Origin of the sequence: Pseudomonas sp. EL_65y_Pfl1_R83 (assembly GCF_963970695.1) — a bacterium.
Taxonomy (GTDB): domain Bacteria; phylum Pseudomonadota; class Gammaproteobacteria; order Pseudomonadales; family Pseudomonadaceae; genus Aquipseudomonas; species Aquipseudomonas tritici.
On the sequence record NZ_CAXAQI010000011.1, the window covers coordinates 65808 to 83449 of the forward strand.

A 17642-nucleotide genomic window follows, 5' to 3' on the forward strand; every position below is an offset into this window, starting at 1 on the left:
GCTCCTTATGCCTGAACCAGTGGGCCGGGGTTTTTCAGGTACTGCTCGCGGATCGCCCGGGCCGACCAATAGGTCAGCGCCGCCACCAGACCGGTAGGGTTGTAGCCCAAACCTTGTGGGAACGCGGATGCGCCTGGCACAAACACGTTGTGTACATCCCAGCACTGCAGGTAACGATTCAAGGCACTGGTTTTCGGGTCGGTGCCCATGATCGCGCCGCCGTTGAGGTGGGTGGTCTGGTACGACGCGGTGTTGAAGTGCTCACCGACCTTTTTGCCCAGCACGGCAATTGCCTTGGGGTTCATCGCTTCGGCGACTTTGCCCATTTTCTCTACCATGAAGCGGTTCATCTTGATGTCGTTTTCTTGCCAATCGAATGTCATCCGCAGCAGCGGCTGGCCGTAGGCATCACGATAAACCGGGTCCAGATCCAGGTAGTTGCCCCGGTAGGATTGATGAGCGCCATGGGCATCCATCGACACCTGGTGGGTGTAGTAATCGGCGGTCGCGCGCTTCCACGCGCTGCCCCAGGCCGGGGTTCCCGGCGGATTCGAGGTGCCCGCAATAGGCCGACTTCCCGCCTGGTTGACCCACATCGGCGAGCCGCCCACAAAGCCGTGAGGCCCATGGTCGAAGTTGTCGGCATTGAAGTCATCAATGGCCACGCCATTGCCGCCCGCACCGATGAAGTTGTTGGTGTGGGTGTCCTTGTCGAAGAACGCCTTGATGGTCGCCATGTTCTGGTAGGCGAAGTTCCTGCCCACCACACCTTCATTGGTAATCGGGTCGTAAGGCTTGCCGATACCGGACAGCAGCATCAAACGCACATTGTGGAACTGGAACGCGCCGAGGATCACCAGGTCCGCCGGCTGCTCGCATTCCCGGCCCTGGGCGTCGATATAAGTCACGCCGGTGGCCTTGCTCTTGGTGCTGTCGAGGTTGACCTTGAGCACGTGAGAATTAGGCCGCAGTTCGAAATTCGGCACCTGGCGCAACGCTGGCAGGATGTTCACGTTCGGCGAGGCTTTGGAATACATGTAGCAAACATAGCCACTGCAAAACCCGCAGAAATTGCACGGGCCCATCTGCGCACCATAGGGGTTAGTGTAAGGCCCCGAGGTATTGGCCGACGGCAGGTTGTAGGGTTTGTAACCCACATCGCTAGCAGCTTTCTGAAACAGCTGTGCGGAAACGGTGATTTTCTGTGCTTCCAACGGGAACGGATTGGAACGGTCCGGTGCATATGGGTTGCCGCCACGGCCCTCACCAACGACTTGACCTTTCACCGTCCAGGCCTGGCCGGAGGTGCCGAAGACTTTTTCCGCGTAGTCGAAAAACGGCTCCAGCTCTTCATAGCTCACGCCGAAGTCCTGGATTGTCATGTCCTTGGGGATAAAGTTTTTGCCGTAACGCTCTTCGTAATGGCTACGGATGCGCAACTCCATCGGGTCGACGCGAAAATGCACGCCGGACCAGTGCAGGCCTGCACCGCCGACGCCATTGCCCGGCAAGAACGCACCCAACTGACGGTTAGGCAGGGCCACGTCATTCACGCTATGGCGAATGGTCACCGTCTCTTTGGAAATGTCCTGGAAGAGTTTTTTACGCACGCTGTAGGTCAATTCGTCGATGACCTGCGGATAGTTGCCGTCTGGGTAAGTGTCCTGCATCGGGCCGCGTTCCAGCGCGACCACGTTTAGACCCGCTTCCGTCAGCTCCTTGGCCATGATCGCGCCGGTCCAGCCGAAGCCGACGATCACTGCATCTACTTTTTTCATGATGGTCGCCACGTTTATGCCCTCTCGCCGCGGATGGAAACTGCCGGGAAGGGGTATTGCTCGTTGCGTTCAACCCAGTCCATGAAGTCGGCGCGAGCGCCGGGGAAGCCAATCATGGTCCAGCCGACCATGCCTTTGTTGCCGCCGTGGATCGGGTCGCAGAAGAAGCCTTCCTTGGTGTTTTGCAACAGCAGGTTGAAGAACATCTTCGGCGGCACCGTCTCGAAATGCGCAGCAACTTCGCTACCGCCAGCCTCGAGGCGGCGCAGCATATCGTCTTGGGTAGCGCTGTCTTGCGCAGCAAAAGCTTTACCGTTGAACGCCTTCGACCATGCATCCGTCGCGGCAATGCCCAGACGATAGATTTCTTTGGGTACCAATTTGCTCTGCCAGCCCATCTCAGGCGGTGCGTCAGCGTTGAAAGGGCCTTGCATGAACCACAGGGCACCACTGGCGTAAGGCGTGTTCATCTGCCGGTCGATGTATTCCGGTGCACCCGCTTCCAGGGCACCTGGGCCTTGGGCATCGGCGGGAATCAGGCGCTCGACGGCGGCATTGATAAACGACCATTCCTCGGCGGTGAAATACGTAGGCTCATAGGCTTTGTCGCTGGCCGCAGACTTGGCGGGCGCGGCCTGCGCTGGCTCTGGCGTAGCCATCAGCATCGAGCCGCCGAGGCCGGTGCTGGCAACCGTGACCACCGGGATCAAGGTCAAGGATTTGCGCAGAAAGTCACGCCGGGGGTTGTCTTGATCTTGATCAGACATGGTGGCACCTCATCATGTGGTCACGGGTTATCAGCTTCTAGTGAGCTTTTTTTGGCAATCAATAGTTACAAAGGATAGCAGGCTAAGGATGAGGGGAATCGATTCAGCGACCTAAGTCGAGTAAATGCGGGCAAAAAAAGTGGGCGCTGCTTGTTTGGGGGGCTGGCTTGCCTGCGATGCAAACACCTTAATCGTCCTATCAGGCCGAGGTGATGCTATCGCAGGCAAGCCAGCTCCCCAAACAAGCAGCGCCCACACTAGATCAGCGAATAACGCCTAGTCTTTTTTCAGCTTCGGGTTGGGGAAAAACTGTACGGCTTGAATGTTAGGATCAGCCGGCGCTTTCAGCGCTGAGGTGTTGACCCGCGTACCCAATTCCTTGGGCACCGACAGACCCTGGTCATTCAGTGTGTCGGTATAACCGCAGGCCACGCACTCGCGATGCGGCACGTTGTCCTCGGTCCACATTTTCAACTTGTCCGGCTCGCTGCACGCCGGGCAGACCGCCCCGGCGATGAATTGCTTTTTGGTCATCACAGGCCCTTCGCTCATGCTGCCGCGTCCTCACTCAGGCCGCTGTGGCGCAAGAGTGCGTCAATCGACGGCGCACGTCCGCGGAAGTCGACGAACAGCACCATCGGCGCCTGGGAACCGCCACGGGCCAGGATCGCCTCGCGGAAAGCACGGCCGGTTTCGGCATTGAGTACGCCGTCTTCTTCAAACTTGGAGAAGGCATCCGCCGAGAGCACTTCAGCCCATTTGTAGCTGTAGTAACCCGCCGCATAACCACCAGCGAAGATGTGCGCAAAGCTGTTGGGGAAGCGGTTGTAGGCCGGCGGACGCATCACCGAGACTTCATCGCGCACGCCTTCCAGTACTTGCGCCACGCTGCGGCCATCACCGTGGGTGGCGTGCAGTTCGAAGTCGAACAGCGAGAATTCCAGCTGGCGCACCATCATCAGGCCGGACTGGAAGTTCTTCGCCGCGAGCATTTTTTCCAGCAGGTCTTGGGGCAGCGGCTCGCCGGTTTCGTAATGGCCAGAGATCAGCGCCAGGCCTTCCGGCTCCCAGCACCAGTTCTCCATGAACTGGCTAGGCAATTCCACCGCATCCCAGGCCACGCCGTTGATGCCGGACACACCGGCATGCTCGACGCGGGTCAGCAAGTGATGCAGGCCGTGGCCGAATTCGTGGAACAGCGTGGTGACTTCATCATGGGTCAGCAGGGCAGGCTTGCCGCTGTCGGCCGGGGTGAAATTGCACACCAGGTTGGCCACCGGGCTTTGCAGCACGCCATCAACCGTGCGGCGACGGTCGCGCGCGCCGTCCATCCAGGCACCGCCACGCTTGTTGGCGCGGGCGTACAGGTCGAAGAAGAAGCGACCGACGTGCTGGCCGCTTTCCTTGATTTCAAACAGGCGGACATCCGGGTGCCAGGTGTCGAAGCCTTTTTGCTCGGCGATCTCGATGCCGTACAGGCGCTGGACGATGGCGAACAGACCACCGAGCACTTTGTCGATGGGGAAGTAGGCGCGCAGGGCTTCCTGGGACACGCTATAGCGCTGCTCACGCAGTTTCTCGCCATAGAAGCCGCTGTCCCAACTTTGCAGGTCGGCGCAGCCTTGTTCAGCGGCGTAAGCCTTGAGCTGTTGCAGGTCTTGGGCGGCAAACGGTTTGCTGCGCTTGGCCAGGTCACGCAGGAAGCTGAGCACCTGGTCGCTGGACTCGGCCATTTTGGTGGCCAGGCTCAGTTCGGAGAAGGACGCGTAGCCCAGCAGTTGAGCCAGTTCCTGACGCAAGTCGAGGATCTGTTCCATCACCGGGCCGTTATCGTTCTGACTGGCATTCGGGCCTTGGTCCGACGCGCGGGTGCAGTAAGCCGCGTAGACTTCTTCTCGCAGCGCGCGATCCTCGGCGTACGTCATTACCGCGTAGTAGCTGGGGAATTCCAGGGTGATCAACCAACCGTCGAGGCCCTTGGCCTGGGCAGCGGCAGCCATTTGCGCCTTGGCCGAGTCGGTCAGGCCGGCGAGGGTGGCTTCCTCGGCAACGTGCTTGGTCCACGCCTGGGTAGCATCCAGCAACTGGTTGGAGAACTTGCTGCCCAACTCGGACAGTTTGCTTTGCACTTGCGCGTAGCGCTTTTGCTGTTCCGGCGGCAAATCGATGCCCGACAGGCGGAAATCACGCAGGGCGTGTTCCAGGATGGTTTTTTGCGCCACGTCGAAACCGGCGGCTTCCGGGCTATTGGCGAGGGCTTCAAAAGCCTGGAACAGCGCGCGGTTCTGGCCCATCTCTGTGGAATAGGCGCTCAACGCGGGCAGGCAGCCTTCGTAGGCTTCGCGCAGTTCAGCGCTGTTGCACACGGCGTTGAGGTGGCTGACCGGGCTCCAGGCGGCACCCAGGCGGTCATTCAGTTCATCCATCGCCAGGACCAGGCCGGCCCATGTCGGATTTTTCCCCTGGCTTTGCAGGATGCCTTCGATGGCAACGCGGTTATCGGCAAGGATCTGTTCGATGGCCGGCTGGACGTGCTCGGCACGGATCGCCGAGAACGGCGGCAGGTCGTAGGACTGCAGAAGAGGGTTGTTCGCGCTCACGGTTGGCACCTTGGCTGAAGAAACTGATAAGACAAAGATGGGGCCATCTTAATTACAATCAACACCCACCGCAGCTATCAGCAGAAGAGAGAGAGGCTATCGTGACCCTTCGCACCTATCAGAACCACACGCCAACCCTGTGCGCCGGGGCTTTTGTCGATGTTTCGGCGGTGGTGATCGGCGATGTCGAAATCGGCGCCGACAGCTCGGTTTGGCCGCTGACCGTGATTCGTGGCGACATGCACCGCATCCGCATCGGTGCACGCACCAGCGTGCAGGATGGCTGCGTATTGCACATTACTCACGCCGGGCCGTTCAACCCGGACGGCTTCCCGCTGTTGATCGGCGACGATGTAACCATCGCCCACAAAGTCATGTTGCACGGCTGCACCGTGGGCAACCGCATCCTGATCGGCATGGGCAGCATCGTGATGGACGGCGCGGTGGTGGAAGATGACGTGATCATCGGCGCCGGCAGCCTGGTGCCACCGGGCAAGAAGCTCGAAAGCGGTTTTTTGTATGTTGGCAGCCCGGTTAAACAAGTCCGCGCATTGACTGACAAGGAGCGCGCCTTTTTCACCTACAGCGCCGCGAACTACGTGAAGCTCAAAGACCTGCACCTGGCTGAAGGATTCGACCGATGAGCCTGCCCTACCAAACCGTCCTGTTCGACTTGGACGGCACCCTCACCGACCCGCGCGAGGGCATCACCCGTTCGATCCAGTACGCCCTCGGCAAGCTGGGTATCGACGAGCCGGACCTGACAAAGCTGGAACATTTTATCGGCCCGCCGTTGCTGCAAGCCTTTATGCAGTTCTACGACTTCGATGAAGCCAAGGCCTGGGAGGCGGTGAATTTCTATCGCGAGCGTTTCAAAGTGACCGGTTTGTATGAGAACCGCGTGTTCGACGGCGTGATGCCGCTATTGGATGACCTGAATAGCCAGGGCCGCCAACTGTATGTGGCGACGTCCAAGCCTTGGGTGTTTGCCCGCGAGATCGCCCGGCACTTCGATTTTGCCAGGCATTTTAACGTGATCTACGGCAGCGAGCTGGACGGCACGCGCACCAATAAAGTCGAGTTGATCGCCCACCTGATCAGTGAGGAAGGCCTGGACCCGGCCACCACCTTGATGATTGGTGATCGCAAGCATGACCTGATCGGCGCGCGCAGCAACGGGCTGGATTCGGCGGCGGTGGGGTACGGGTTTGGCAGTTTTGAGGAGTTGAATGCCGAGGCGCCGACTTGGCATTTTGAGACATTGGCCGAGATGCATCAGGCGTTTATGCAGCGTTCTTGAGATAGCGTTCGCAGGCAAGCCAGCTCGCACATTTTGACCGGTGTACAGAGGACCCATGTGGGAGCTGGCTTGCCTGCGATGAGGCCCTAAAGCCCAACACCTTCCAACTGTTGCAACGCCGCTCTACGCTGCTCCACCGGCAACCCGCCCATCTTCTCCACCGCCGCATAAAACCTCACCCAATCCCCACCCTCCTGCGCAAACAACGCCGCAAACGCCGGTACCCACCTGTCATACAACCCAAACGGCAACAGCCGCGCATTGTTCATCGGCTGGTTGATCCAGGCGTCATACCGCTTATCACCGCCCCACTGGCTATCGCGCAATTGTCGGTAATCACTGCGCAAGCGCTCGAACTGCGCGGCCTTGGCCTGGCGCATCACGGCGGCCGCCAAGGGCTTGGCGTAGAGCGCTTCCAGGCGTTTACGGGTATCGAGAATCAGGCGGATAAATTGGTCGCGCTGCTGCAGTATTGCACTGCTGAGCGGTGCCAAACCTCGCACGGCTCGCCACTGGCGAGTGCCTTCCTGCTCAACGAAGTTGGCAAATGATTCATTGAACTCGGTGTCGTCCTTCACATAGAAGCGCTGGTGCGCCAGCTCATGAAAAATCAGCGTGGCCAGGCGTTCATCCCCCCAGTTCAACATCGAATTCATGATCGGGTCATTAAACCAACCCAATGTGGAGTAAGCCTCGACGCCGCCAATCGACACATCCATGCCACGCTGCCTCAACAACGCCGCTTCGCCCCGCGCCGCGCCCTGGTTGTAGTAACCGCGATAGGCCACGCAACCGGCAATAGGGAAGCAATGGGTTTCAGGTGAAAGGGAAAATTCTTGCGTGGCGAAGACATTCCAGACCACATAAGGCCGGCCGATATCGGCGTACAGCCTGTAACTCTGGTTGTCAGGCAGGTGCAGATGTTCACTGGCGAACGTTCGCGCTTTTTGTGATTGCGCCAGGTGCTCGCGCAGCAGCAGTGGGCGGGAAGGGTCAGCGATGACCTGCGCCACCGGCTCCCGGGCCCGCAGCAATTGCCACTGGCCACTCGCCAATTGGCTGTAATAGCTCACGCTCGAGCAGCCGCTGAGCACCACCACCATCAGCCCTGGAAGAAAACGCCTGACCATGCCCCGACCGCTCCTGGGAAATTTGCTCGCCAGACTATCGTGCCGGCGTGGAGTTTTTCCATGGCATGACGTGTTTATACTCACAGGGTGTCTGTTGCCGTCGGCGCCAGGCTTAGTTCTTTCATCCTGTTGAGTGCCTGCCATGCGTCAGCTCTTGCTTCCCGTCGCCGCCCTATTCCTCAGTGCCTGCACCACAACCCCTGTGCCACCGGCAGACCCGCAACAGGCCTGGGTCGATTTCACTACGCCGACGCCGGGATCCAGGCTGGTGATGGCACAGCGTTTGGACGGTAAGAACCTCAATGATGGGCGTTACTTCCAAATGCCGCCCGGCAGTCACGAATTAATGGTGCGCTTCGATTTTGAAGTGCCGGCAGGCGGTGGTCTGGGCGGACTCAGCTCGATGATGTATCGCACCTGCTTCATGACCCTGCAATACGACCACTTCCAGGCTGGCCAGCGCTATGTGCTGGAAGGGCGCTCGCTGGCCTTCACACCTAATATCCGGCTGTATGACTCGGCGCGTCAGTTGCTCGCGCAAGAACGTAGCGTCAACTGCATCTGATCAGTCGTTGTTCTTCTGGTAGAGGATACGCTTGGTACCGTTTTCGCACGAACCGACAAGCATCGCCCTGTCGTGATTCTTGGCTTCTTCGGCGGTAATGATTTCCAGGGTGTAGGAGGGGATAGCCTTGGCCTGGATCTTTACCTCGATCTCTTTCCTGAGCTCTTCACAATCTTTCGGAGCGGCCACAGCCGATGTGGCCAATACACCGCAGAAGATCGCCAAGGCAAAACGTTTCATGTGTGAAGCTCCCTGAATGCATTGCGCACGAGTATGTGGCTAAGGCTGCAATGGCTATAGGACCACATTTGTGAAACACGAGTTCTGATTTAACGCATAACTAAGTGTGGGAGCTGACTTGTCGGATCGACGATTCGACAAGCCAGCTCCCACATTGGATCTGCTGTGTCAGTTAACCAGCGTGCCATCCAGGGTGATGGTTGCATTCAACACCTTGGACACCGGGCATCCTTCCTTGGCCTTCTTGCTCAGCTCATCGAACTGCGCCTGGCTCGCGCCAGGGATCTTGGCCTTGAGGGTCAAGTGCACGGCGGTGATCGCAAAACCACCCTCGACCTGATCCAGAGTGACGTCAGCCTGGGTGTCGATGCTGTCAGCCTTGAGCCCGGCGTCGCCGAGAATCATGGAAAACGCCATGGAGAAACAGCCAGCGTGGGCCGCGCCAATCAATTCTTCAGGGTTGGTGCCTTTGCCGCCTTCGAAACGGGCCTTGAAGCCGTAGGGCGCTTCACGCAATACCCCGGTCTCCGTAGAAATGGAACCCAGGCCAGTCTTCAGGTCACCTTCCCAATGCGCGGATGCTTTTTTAACAATACTCATAGCGGTCTCCTCGAACGGTGGTTTTGCTTCAGTAAGGGTTCTGAGGATAGTTGGCGTGGCAAAGTTCATCTTGTCGGAGAAACCTAGCAATTTAGTAGGAAATTTCCATTCCGCTATTGAATCTCGGGTATATGCCCTCATTGCATAGACCATGCACATGAAGCGGCAGGTTTTGGTTCGTCTAAGAAGCCTGCGCCCCCATTGGAGAAGCAGGCTTATGAAATCGCTGTCCGACGTAAAATTCTCGACCCTTGACCTCGTGCCCGTGCGCGCCAACGGCAGCCCGGCGCAGGCGCTGCGTAATTCCCTGGACCTGGCCCAGCATGTGGAGAAGTTTGGCTATAACCGTTTCTGGGTGGCCGAACACCACAACATGGACGGCATCGCCAGCTCTGCCACCTCGGTATTGCTGGGTTACCTGGCCGGCGGCACCTCGACCATTCGCGTCGGCTCCGGCGGCATCATGCTGCCCAACCACGCGCCATTGGTGATCGCCGAACAGTTCGGCACCCTGGAAAGCCTCTACCCCGGGCGTATCGACCTGGGCCTGGGCCGCGCGCCCGGCTCTGACCAGATGACCGCCCGCGCGCTGCGCCGTGAACGCTCCGGCAGCGCAGATGATTTCCCGGACGATGTGGCCGAACTGATGGCCTACCTGGGCCCACGTACGCCCGACCAACGGGTTATTGCGGTGCCCGGCAGCGGTACCAATGTGCCGGTCTGGCTGCTCGGTTCCAGCCTGTTCAGCGCACAACTGGCTGGCGAACGCGGTTTGCCCTACGCATTCGCCTCGCATTTCGCACCGCGCTTGATGCATGAAGCGATTCGCGTCTACCGCAACCACTTCAAGCCTTCAGCCGTGCTGGACAAACCCTACGTGATGCTCGGCATTCCGCTGGTCGCCGCAGACACTGATGAGCAGGCCGACTACCTGGCCACTTCGGTGTACCAACGCATCCTTGCACTGATGCGCGGCCAGAGCCTGGTGCAGCGCCCACCGGTGAACACCATGGATGGCCTGTGGCTCCCTCACGAGAAAGACGCGGTCGGCAGCTTCCTGGGCCTGGCGATGGTCGGCGGCCCGGCGAAGATTCGCGCCAAGCTGGAGGTGTTGATCGAGCAGACCGGCGCCGATGAGCTGATTTTCACCAGCGACCTGTACGAACACGCTGACCGGATTCATTCCTACGAGCTGCTCGCGCAAGTAATGAAAGGCTAAAACCGAGGCGAAAAAAACCGACGCACCCGCGTCGGTTTTTTATGTCTGGAGCACGAGGTTAACCGCGCTTGTAGACGATTTCCTTGGTGCCGCCTTCGCAGCTGCCGACCACTTGAGCGTCGGTAGAAGCGCCTTTATCCACCACTTCGAGGGAATAACCTGACGCGCCCTTGGCGTCGATTTTCGCTGCGATTTCGCTTTTCAGCTCTTCGCATGGCTTGCCCGCCGCCAGGGCAGTACCTGCAATGCTCAACAGACCGACTGCTAACAGAAACTTCTTCATCCGTTACTTCCTTACGCTGATCGAATAGAACGTGCCGAGGCTGTCGCCTCGGCACCCCAACGTTGTAGCGCAGGTTATGGCAATCGGCCAGTCAGCAAGTTCAACTCACAGGATCAACTGCTGGCAATTCGGAACCCTACCTTGAGCGTGACCTGATAGTGCGCGACCTTGCCATTCTCGATATGGCCGCGGGTTTCAGTCACCTCAAACCATTCCAGGTGCTTGATGCTCTTGTTGGCTTCAGCCACCGCATTGTTGATGGCGTCTTCGATGCTGGTGGTGGACGAACCCACCAATTCGACTTTCTTGTAGGTGTGATGATCAGACATGGCGTTTCTCCTGAGGTCTCTAGTGAGCGTAGCAGTCAATGTTCCTACTGCTTCTGTCGACGATTCGTCCTCGAAAGTTCAGATTTACTGCACTTTTTGAATAGGCCGCAGTCGGTATCTACACACGCCACTCAATCACTTCAGGAGATGTCCACATGGCCAACACTTCTTTACGCAAAGCATCGCTGGAAAGCATGGAAGCCGAGATTTCGAGCCTACTCAAGTCCCTTGAGAGCCTCAAGGACGATGCGTCCGACGAGTCGCGCAAAACGTTGAAGGCCCTGAAAAGCAATGCCGAGAATGCCCTCAAGCATTCCCGTCATCTGATCAGCGATGCCTACGAAGAAAGCAAAGTCAAAATTCGCGAAACCAGTGTTGCTACCCGTGATTACGCGCAAGAGCACCCATGGACTACAGCCGGCGTTGCTGTAGGCGCATTGGGTCTGCTGGCGGCCTATCTGCTGTGCAAACGTGGTGACTAAATAGGCTGGCGCAACAGCTCAGCCTTGAGCCACTGCGCCAGTTGCCCGGCGCGCCCGTCTGCGGCGCGCTTGGGTAGCCACAACGCCAGGTGCGCCGGGGTTTCGCTGAACCCCCACGGCGCCACTAGGCGACCCGCCCGCAAGTCCTCTGCTACCAGCGGTTGCGGCGCAATCGCCACACCCAGCCCAGCCACCGCCGCCTCCAGTAAATAGTACAAATGCTCAAAACCCTGGCCGTGTTTCAACGCGTCCGGCTTGATGCCGTGTTGCTGCGCCCAACTGGGCCAAGCTTGCGGGCGCGATGTGGTGTGCAGTAACGCCTCATCGCACAACGCAGCGGCGGGCGCCTCGCGCATCCGCTCGTAGCCGGTAAAACGCGGGCTCATCACCGGGCCGATGCGTTCACTGGCCAGTTCATACACCTGCATATCCGCCGGCCAAGGCGGTTCGGCAAACACCAGCAGGGCGTCCAGGCCCGGGCGGCGAGGATCAAGATCACCGTCACCTGCCGACAGGTGCAGGCGCAAATCCGGAAGGTCCGCATTCAAGCGACCCAGGCGCGGGATCAACCAACGCGCCAGCAGGCTACCTGAACAGCCAAGCACGAAGGGCGCGTCAGCGCTGGCCTGGGTCAGCTCTGCACATGCATCCCTTAATCGCTCGAAGGCTTCGGCGCTGGCATCCCGAAGCCGCACGCCGGAATCTGTGAGTTTAAGGCCGCGCCCATCCTTGACGAACAAGCTGACACCGAGGTGCTCCTCCAACACCTTCAACTGCCGACTGACGGCACCGTGGGTCACGTGCAATTGCTCAGCCGCTTGGCTGACGCTGTTCAACCGCGCGGTGGCTTCAAACGCGCGAAGGGCATTGAGGGGTGGAAGGTCTCGGCTCATCTGTGAGTTTTCCTGACAGGTTACGGCGATCTTATCGGTTTTCAGCATAGGCCGTCAGGGGTAGAGTGGCCCTCATTGTTTCTCACACCGATTCTTTTCCTGGAGCGTCCCATGACTCAGTCCCAGACCGATCTACGCAACGGCCCTGACGCCAACGGCCTGTTTGGCGCGTTCGGCGGCCGCTACGTCGCTGAAACCCTGATGCCGTTGATCCTTGAGCTGGCCCGTGAATACGAAGCGGCCAAGATTGATCCGGCATTCAACGAGGAATTGGCCTACTTCCAGCGCGACTACGTCGGTCGACCAAGCCCGCTGTATTTCGCCGAGCGGCTGACCGAGTTCTGCGGCGGCGCCAAGATTTACCTCAAGCGCGAAGAGCTAAACCACACCGGCGCGCACAAGATCAACAACTGCATCGGCCAGATCCTGCTGGCGCGGCGCATGGGCAAAAAACGCATCATCGCCGAGACCGGCGCCGGCATGCACGGTGTGGCCACCGCCACCGTGGCTGCGCGCTTCGGCCTCGACTGCGTGATCTACATGGGCACCACCGACATCGAGCGCCAACAGGCCAACGTGTTCCGCATGAAACTGTTGGGCGCCAAAGTGATCCCGGTAGTGTCCGGCACCGGCACGCTCAAAGACGCGATGAACGAAGCCCTGCGCGACTGGGTGACCAACGTTGATGACACCTTCTACCTGATCGGCACCGTGGCTGGCCCGCACCCGTACCCTGCAATGGTGCGCGACTTCCAGGCAGTGATCGGCAAGGAAACCCGTGACCAGATGCAAGCCCAGGAAGGTCGCCTGCCGGACAGCCTGGTGGCGTGTATCGGCGGTGGCTCGAACGCCATGGGCCTGTTCCACCCGTTCCTGAATGACACCAGCGTCGAAATCATCGGCGTTGAAGCGGCAGGCTATGGCATCGAAACCGGCAAGCATGCCGCCAGCCTCAACGGCGGCGTACCGGGTGTGCTGCACGGCAACCGCACCTTCCTGCTGCAGGACGACGACGGCCAGATCATCGACGCCCACTCGATTTCCGCCGGCCTCGACTACCCCGGCATCGGCCCGGAACACGCCTGGTTGCATGACATCGGCCGCGCCCAGTACACGTCGGTGACCGACCACGAAGCCCTGGAAGCGTTTCACAAATGCTGCCGCCTGGAAGGGATTATTCCCGCTCTGGAAACTGCCCACGCCCTGGCCGAAGTATTCAAACGCGCACCGACCCTGCCGAAAGATCACCTGATGGTGGTGAACTTGTCCGGCCGTGGCGACAAAGACATGCAGACCGTGATGCACCACATGGAACAGTCCCAGCAGGAGAAACACTAATGAGCCGCCTGCAAACCCGCTTTGCGCAGCTGAAAGAACAAAACCGTGCCGCCCTGGTGACCTTCGTCACCGCCGGCGACCCCGGTTATGACACCTCGCTGGCGATCCTCAAGGGCTTGCCCACCGCTGGCGCCGACGTGATCGAGCTGGGCATGCCTTTCACCGACCCGATGGCCGACGGCCCGGCGATCCAGCTGGCTAACATCCGTGCGCTGGAAGCCAAGCAGAACCTGGCGAAAACCCTGCAAATGGTCCGCGAGTTCCGCAAGGACAACAACGACACGCCGCTGGTATTGATGGGCTACTTCAACCCGATCCACAAATACGGCGTGCCGCAGTTCATCGCCGACGCCAAGGAAGCCGGCGTGGATGGCGTGATCGTGGTCGACATGCCGCCTGAGCATAACGGCGAACTGTGCGACCCGGCCCAGGCCGCCGGTATCGACTTTATCCGCCTGACCACGCCGACCACCGATGACGTGCGCCTGCCGACCGTCCTCAACGGCAGCTCCGGCTTTGTGTACTACGTGTCGGTGGCTGGTGTGACCGGTGCCGGCGCCGCTACCCTGGAGCACGTCGAAGAAGCCGTGACCCGCCTGCGTCGGCATACCGACCTGCCGATCAGCATTGGTTTCGGTATTCGTACACCGGAACAAGCAGCGGCTATCGCGCGGTTGGCGGACGGTGTGGTGGTGGGTTCGGCGCTGATCGATCAAATCGCCAATGCCAGCAATGACCAACAAGCCATCGACGGTGTGTTGACCCTCTGCGCGGCGCTGTCGGAAGGCGTACGTAACGCCCGTAAGTAAAGGCCCCGTAACCAGTAGGTAAAGTTCCTGATACAGAGGAATCAACCCGCTCGGACACAGCCTAAACAGCAAGACCAAGGGATCTCGAACCTCGTTCGAGATCCCTTTTGTGTGTGTGTGCCCTGAGGAATACCCGATGAAAATGCCCAAATCCGTGATTGCAGGCCTTGGCGTGCTAGTGCTCGGCGCCAGCGCCCTGGTGCAAGCCGCGCCATATGACCAAGGCGGCCCTGACCGTGGCGGCCCACAAGGCCAGCACGAACAACGTGGCGACGAGCATCGCGGTCCTCAGGACAACCGTCGCGGCGGCCCACCCAAGGACTTCGGCCCGGTGCGGCAGATCATCCACGACAATCACGGCCAGTTCTCCCGTGGCACACCGCCTCCGCCGAACGTGCGCCTGGTACGTGGCCAGCCATTGCCGCGTGGTTACTACGGTGAACGCCTCGACGGCCGTGCCCTGGCACGCCTGCCGGTGTACCCGGGCTATGAATGGCGCCGTTCGGGGCCGGATGTGGTACTGATCGCCGTGGGTACGGGCGTCGTCTACGAGATCTTGGATGGTGTGCTCAACTAACGCCGAGTAATAGCTTTGAGCGGGCTTGACCCGCGATGGATGGCGAAGCCGCCCCAATGAAGACACCGCTTTCTGCCTGACAGAATATGGTGTGTGGTTTTGGGCTGCTGCACAGCCCAGCGCGGGTCAAGCCCGCTCACTACGCGCTACTCATTCAATTCGATCCGCTCGACCTTGCCGACCAGCAAGATATAGGAAAGCGCCCCAAGCAACGCCAGCACCGCAATATAGGTAATCGCCGGCGCGAACGAATCACCGCTGGCCAAAAAGCCAATCACGATCGGTGTAGCAATCGCCGACAGGTTGCCGATGAAGTTGAACACCCCACCGGTCAAACCCAGCAACCGTGCAGGCGCGAGAGTCGAGACCAGCGACCAGGTGATCGACGCCAGGCCATTACCAAAGAACGCCACGGCCAGGAACGCAATTACCCACGCGGTCGAGTCCACATAGTTGGCGCCGATGATCGCCGTGGAAATCAACAGCCCACTGATGATCGGCAACTTGCGTGCGAAGCCCACCGACGCACCTCGGCGAATCAGCCAGTCGGAAAAGATCCCGGAACACAGCACACCAACAAACGCCGCTAGAAATGGCAAGGACGCCAGCAGGCCGGACTTGATGAAGTCCATGCCGCGATACTTCACCAAATAGGTCGGGAACCAGGTCAGGAAGAACCACAGCGTGGAGTTGAGGCAGAACTGCCCCAGGTAGATCCCCCAGAGTTTGCGTTTGCTCAACACGATGCCCAGGTCGACCCAACTGAACGGCGCCTTGACGGTTTTTTCCTGCATGTCCACCAGCCCGCCGCCTTCACGGATCAGCTCGATTTCCGCAGCGTTCGCGCCTTTGAAATCCTTGGGCTCGCGGTACACCGCGTACCAGATCAGCGCCCACACAATGCCCACGCCACCGGTCGCGACAAACACCATGTGCCAACCAAATGCGTGCTGCAGCCAAGCCAGTACCGGCGTGAGAAACGCCAGCCCGACAAACTGGCCCGAGGTGTAGACGCCAATCGCCGTGGCGCGCTCGCGCTCGGGAAACCAAGTGGTGACCACACGGCTGTTGATCGGGTAGGCCGGCGCTTCCAGCGCGCCCACCGCCATGCGCAGCACGAACAACGCGATAAAGCTGGCGGCGAAGCCGAGCATCACGGTGGCGATGGACCACAACAGCAGCGCAGCGGTGTAGAGGATGCGCGGTGGCACGCGGTCGACCAGCCAGCCACCGGGGATTTGCATGGCGGCGTAGGTCCAGCCGAAGGCCGAGAAGATCAGGCCGACGTGCACCGGGTCGATCCCCAGTTCACTGGTCAGCGCCGGGGCGGCGATCGACAGGTTGCTGCGGTCGAGGTAGTTGATCACCACGGTGATGAACAGCAGCACCATGATGAAAAAACGCTTTCTGGTAGGCGTGACTAAAGACGCCTGCCCGGTGGAGGATGCAGGGTGCATGAGGGGGTGCCTCTTCTTATGTTTATTGAGGTCTGGAATGGCGCTGACTGAAGAAACCGGATCAAAAATGTGGGCGCGAGCAAGCCGGCTCCCACATTTCTGACCGCGCGCCTTCAGTCAGGACTCACCACTCGGCGAAGCTGCCGTCGGCATGGCGCCAGATCGGGTTGCGCCAGCGATGGCCGATGGCCGCGCGTTCGATCACGTATTCCTCGTTGATCTCGATACCCAGGCCCGGTCCGTTAGGGATTTTCACGAAGCCTTTGTCGTAATCGAATACACGCGGGTCCTTCACATAGTCGAGCAAGTCGTTGCTCTCGTTGTAGTGAATGCCCAGGCTTTGCTCCTGGATAAACGCGTTGTAGCAAACCGCGTCCAGTTGCAGGCAAGCCGCCAGGGCAATCGGGCCCAGCGGGCAGTGCAGGGCCAGGGCCACGTCGTAGGCTTCGGCCATGTTCGCGATCTTGCGGGTTTCGGTGATGCCGCCAGCGTGGGAGGCGTCCGGCTGGATGATGTCGACGTAGCCTTCGCTGAGCACGCGCTTGAAGTCCCAGCGCGAGAACAGGCGCTCGCCCAGGGCAATCGGGGTGCTGGTCAGTGGCGCCAGTTCCTTGAGGGCTTCGTAGTTTTCGCTGAGCACCGGCTCTTCGATAAACATCAGTTTGTACGGGTCCAGTTCTTTCATCAGCACCTTGGCCATGGGCTTGTGCACCCGGCCATGGAAGTCGACGCCAATGCCGACGTTCGGGCCGACGGCATCACGCACGGCGGCGACGTTGGCCAAAGCCAAGTCGACTTTTTCGAAGCTGTCGACGAACTGCAATTCCTCGGTGCCGTTCATTTTCACCGCAGTGAAGCCACGGGCCACGGCTTCCTGGGCAGCACGAGCGGTGTCGGCCGGGCGGTCGCCGCCGATCCACGAGTACACGCGGATCTTGTCGCGCACCTGACCACCGAGCAAGTCGCTGACCGACACGCCAAGAGCCTTGCCCTTGATGTCCCACAGCGCCTGGTCGATACCGGCGAGGGCGCTCATGTGCACGGCGCCGCCGCGGTAGAAGCCACCGCGATAGAGCACAGTCCAGATGTCTTCGATGTTGCGTGGGTCTTTGCCGATCAGGTAGTCGGACAGTTCTTCGACGGCAGCCGCCACGGTGTGGGCGCGGCCCTCTACCACGGGCTCACCCCAGCCGGTCACACCTTGGTCGGTCTCGACCTTGAGGAAGCACCAGCGCGGCGGGACGATAAAGGTCGTCAGTTTGGTGATTTTCATCT

Annotated in this window: 20 protein-coding genes; 8 read left to right on the plus strand and 12 right to left on the minus strand. The window is 59.9% G+C overall.

Annotated elements, in window-relative coordinates; translation table 11 throughout:
* Window positions 1-5 precede the first annotated feature (5 nt).
* The 4 genes from AACY08_RS16995 to prlC form a co-directional block, all read right to left on the minus strand.
* On the minus strand, window positions 6-1790 hold the full coding sequence (locus tag AACY08_RS16995; protein WP_339419223.1) for a GMC family oxidoreductase: 1785 nt from the start codon (window positions 1788-1790) through the stop codon (window positions 6-8).
* 2 nt (window positions 1791-1792) lie between these two features.
* Window positions 1793-2545 carry a gluconate 2-dehydrogenase subunit 3 family protein gene (locus AACY08_RS17000; RefSeq protein ID WP_339470497.1) on the minus strand — a complete coding sequence of 251 codons (753 nt, stop codon included), beginning with the start codon at window positions 2543-2545 and terminating at the stop codon, window positions 1793-1795.
* A 276-nt stretch (window positions 2546-2821) separates the two neighbouring features.
* Window positions 2822-3097 carry a YheV family putative zinc ribbon protein gene (locus AACY08_RS17005; RefSeq protein WP_339470499.1) on the minus strand — a complete coding sequence of 92 codons (276 nt, stop codon included), beginning with the start codon at window positions 3095-3097 and terminating at the stop codon, window positions 2822-2824.
* Window positions 3094-5145 (minus strand): oligopeptidase A, encoded by a 2052-nt coding sequence (prlC, locus tag AACY08_RS17010; RefSeq protein ID WP_339470501.1) that lies wholly within the window; start codon window positions 5143-5145, stop codon window positions 3094-3096. The genes AACY08_RS17005 and prlC overlap by 4 nt, the downstream gene beginning before the upstream one ends.
* 101 nt (window positions 5146-5246) lie before the next feature.
* On the opposite strand from prlC, the gene AACY08_RS17015 reads away from it, so the two are divergent.
* Together AACY08_RS17015 and AACY08_RS17020 are read left to right on the plus strand one after the other, a co-directional pair.
* Window positions 5247-5789: a gamma carbonic anhydrase family protein gene (locus AACY08_RS17015; RefSeq protein WP_339470503.1), complete on the plus strand. Its 543-nt coding sequence runs from the start codon at window positions 5247-5249 to the stop codon at window positions 5787-5789.
* Complete coding sequence (locus tag AACY08_RS17020) at window positions 5786-6445, plus strand: HAD family hydrolase (RefSeq protein WP_339470505.1); 660 nt, start codon at window positions 5786-5788, stop codon at window positions 6443-6445. Before AACY08_RS17015 ends, AACY08_RS17020 begins: the two co-directional genes overlap by 4 nt.
* An 86-nt stretch (window positions 6446-6531) precedes the next feature.
* Here AACY08_RS17020 and AACY08_RS17025 read toward each other — a convergent pair whose 3' ends face one another.
* A complete protein-coding gene (locus AACY08_RS17025; RefSeq protein ID WP_339470506.1) occupies window positions 6532-7575 on the minus strand; it encodes an aminopeptidase in 1044 nt (347 codons plus the stop codon).
* A 142-nt stretch (window positions 7576-7717) separates the two neighbouring features.
* Here AACY08_RS17025 and AACY08_RS17030 point away from each other — a divergent pair, with 142 nt between their 5' ends.
* Window positions 7718-8140 (plus strand): PA0061/PA0062 family lipoprotein, encoded by a 423-nt coding sequence (locus AACY08_RS17030; RefSeq protein ID WP_339419235.1) that lies wholly within the window; start codon window positions 7718-7720, stop codon window positions 8138-8140.
* On the opposite strand, the gene AACY08_RS17035 is transcribed toward AACY08_RS17030, so the two are convergent.
* Together AACY08_RS17035 and AACY08_RS17040 are read right to left on the minus strand one after the other, a co-directional pair.
* On the minus strand, window positions 8141-8380 hold the full coding sequence (locus AACY08_RS17035) for a DUF1161 domain-containing protein (protein WP_339419237.1): 240 nt from the start codon (window positions 8378-8380) through the stop codon (window positions 8141-8143).
* A 168-nt stretch (window positions 8381-8548) separates the two neighbouring features.
* Complete coding sequence (locus tag AACY08_RS17040; RefSeq protein ID WP_065875609.1) at window positions 8549-8980, minus strand: OsmC family protein; 432 nt, start codon at window positions 8978-8980, stop codon at window positions 8549-8551.
* 217 nt (window positions 8981-9197) lie between these two features.
* On the opposite strand from AACY08_RS17040, the gene AACY08_RS17045 reads away from it, so the two are divergent.
* A complete protein-coding gene (locus AACY08_RS17045; protein ID WP_339470508.1) occupies window positions 9198-10199 on the plus strand; it encodes an LLM class flavin-dependent oxidoreductase in 1002 nt (333 codons plus the stop codon).
* 58 nt (window positions 10200-10257) lie between these two features.
* Here AACY08_RS17045 and AACY08_RS17050 read toward each other — a convergent pair whose 3' ends face one another.
* Both AACY08_RS17050 and AACY08_RS17055 read right to left on the minus strand, forming a co-directional pair.
* Window positions 10258-10482 carry a DUF1161 domain-containing protein gene (locus AACY08_RS17050; protein ID WP_049710777.1) on the minus strand — a complete coding sequence of 75 codons (225 nt, stop codon included), beginning with the start codon at window positions 10480-10482 and terminating at the stop codon, window positions 10258-10260.
* 113 nt (window positions 10483-10595) lie between these two features.
* Window positions 10596-10811, minus strand: a complete 216-nt coding sequence (locus AACY08_RS17055; protein WP_049710778.1) for a dodecin — start codon at window positions 10809-10811, stop codon at window positions 10596-10598.
* Between the two features lie 155 nt (window positions 10812-10966).
* On the opposite strand from AACY08_RS17055, the gene AACY08_RS17060 reads away from it, so the two are divergent.
* A complete protein-coding gene (locus AACY08_RS17060; RefSeq protein ID WP_032885107.1) occupies window positions 10967-11293 on the plus strand; it encodes a DUF883 family protein in 327 nt (108 codons plus the stop codon).
* Here AACY08_RS17060 and AACY08_RS17065 read toward each other — a convergent pair.
* On the minus strand, window positions 11290-12186 hold the full coding sequence (locus tag AACY08_RS17065) for a LysR family transcriptional regulator (RefSeq protein WP_339470509.1): 897 nt from the start codon (window positions 12184-12186) through the stop codon (window positions 11290-11292). The genes AACY08_RS17060 and AACY08_RS17065 overlap by 4 nt on opposite strands.
* A 111-nt stretch (window positions 12187-12297) precedes the next feature.
* Here AACY08_RS17065 and trpB point away from each other — a divergent pair, with 111 nt between their 5' ends.
* From trpB to AACY08_RS17080, 3 genes are all read left to right on the plus strand, one after another.
* On the plus strand, window positions 12298-13524 hold the full coding sequence (gene trpB / locus AACY08_RS17070; RefSeq protein WP_339419243.1) for a tryptophan synthase subunit beta: 1227 nt from the start codon (window positions 12298-12300) through the stop codon (window positions 13522-13524).
* A complete protein-coding gene (trpA, locus tag AACY08_RS17075; protein WP_339470510.1) occupies window positions 13524-14333 on the plus strand; it encodes a tryptophan synthase subunit alpha in 810 nt (269 codons plus the stop codon). The genes trpB and trpA overlap by 1 nt, the downstream gene beginning before the upstream one ends.
* Before the next feature lie 136 nt (window positions 14334-14469).
* Window positions 14470-14910, plus strand: a complete 441-nt coding sequence (locus AACY08_RS17080) for an anti-virulence regulator CigR family protein (RefSeq protein ID WP_339470511.1) — start codon at window positions 14470-14472, stop codon at window positions 14908-14910.
* 146 nt (window positions 14911-15056) lie between these two features.
* Here AACY08_RS17080 and AACY08_RS17085 read toward each other — a convergent pair whose 3' ends face one another.
* On the minus strand, window positions 15057-16367 hold the full coding sequence (locus AACY08_RS17085) for an MFS transporter (protein ID WP_339470512.1): 1311 nt from the start codon (window positions 16365-16367) through the stop codon (window positions 15057-15059).
* A 124-nt stretch (window positions 16368-16491) separates the two neighbouring features.
* The gene (gene dgoD / locus AACY08_RS17090) at window positions 16492-17640 is read right to left on the minus strand and encodes a galactonate dehydratase (RefSeq protein WP_012721479.1); all 1149 of its coding nucleotides are present in this window, start codon (window positions 17638-17640) and stop codon (window positions 16492-16494) included.
* Window positions 17641-17642 lie beyond the last annotated feature (2 nt).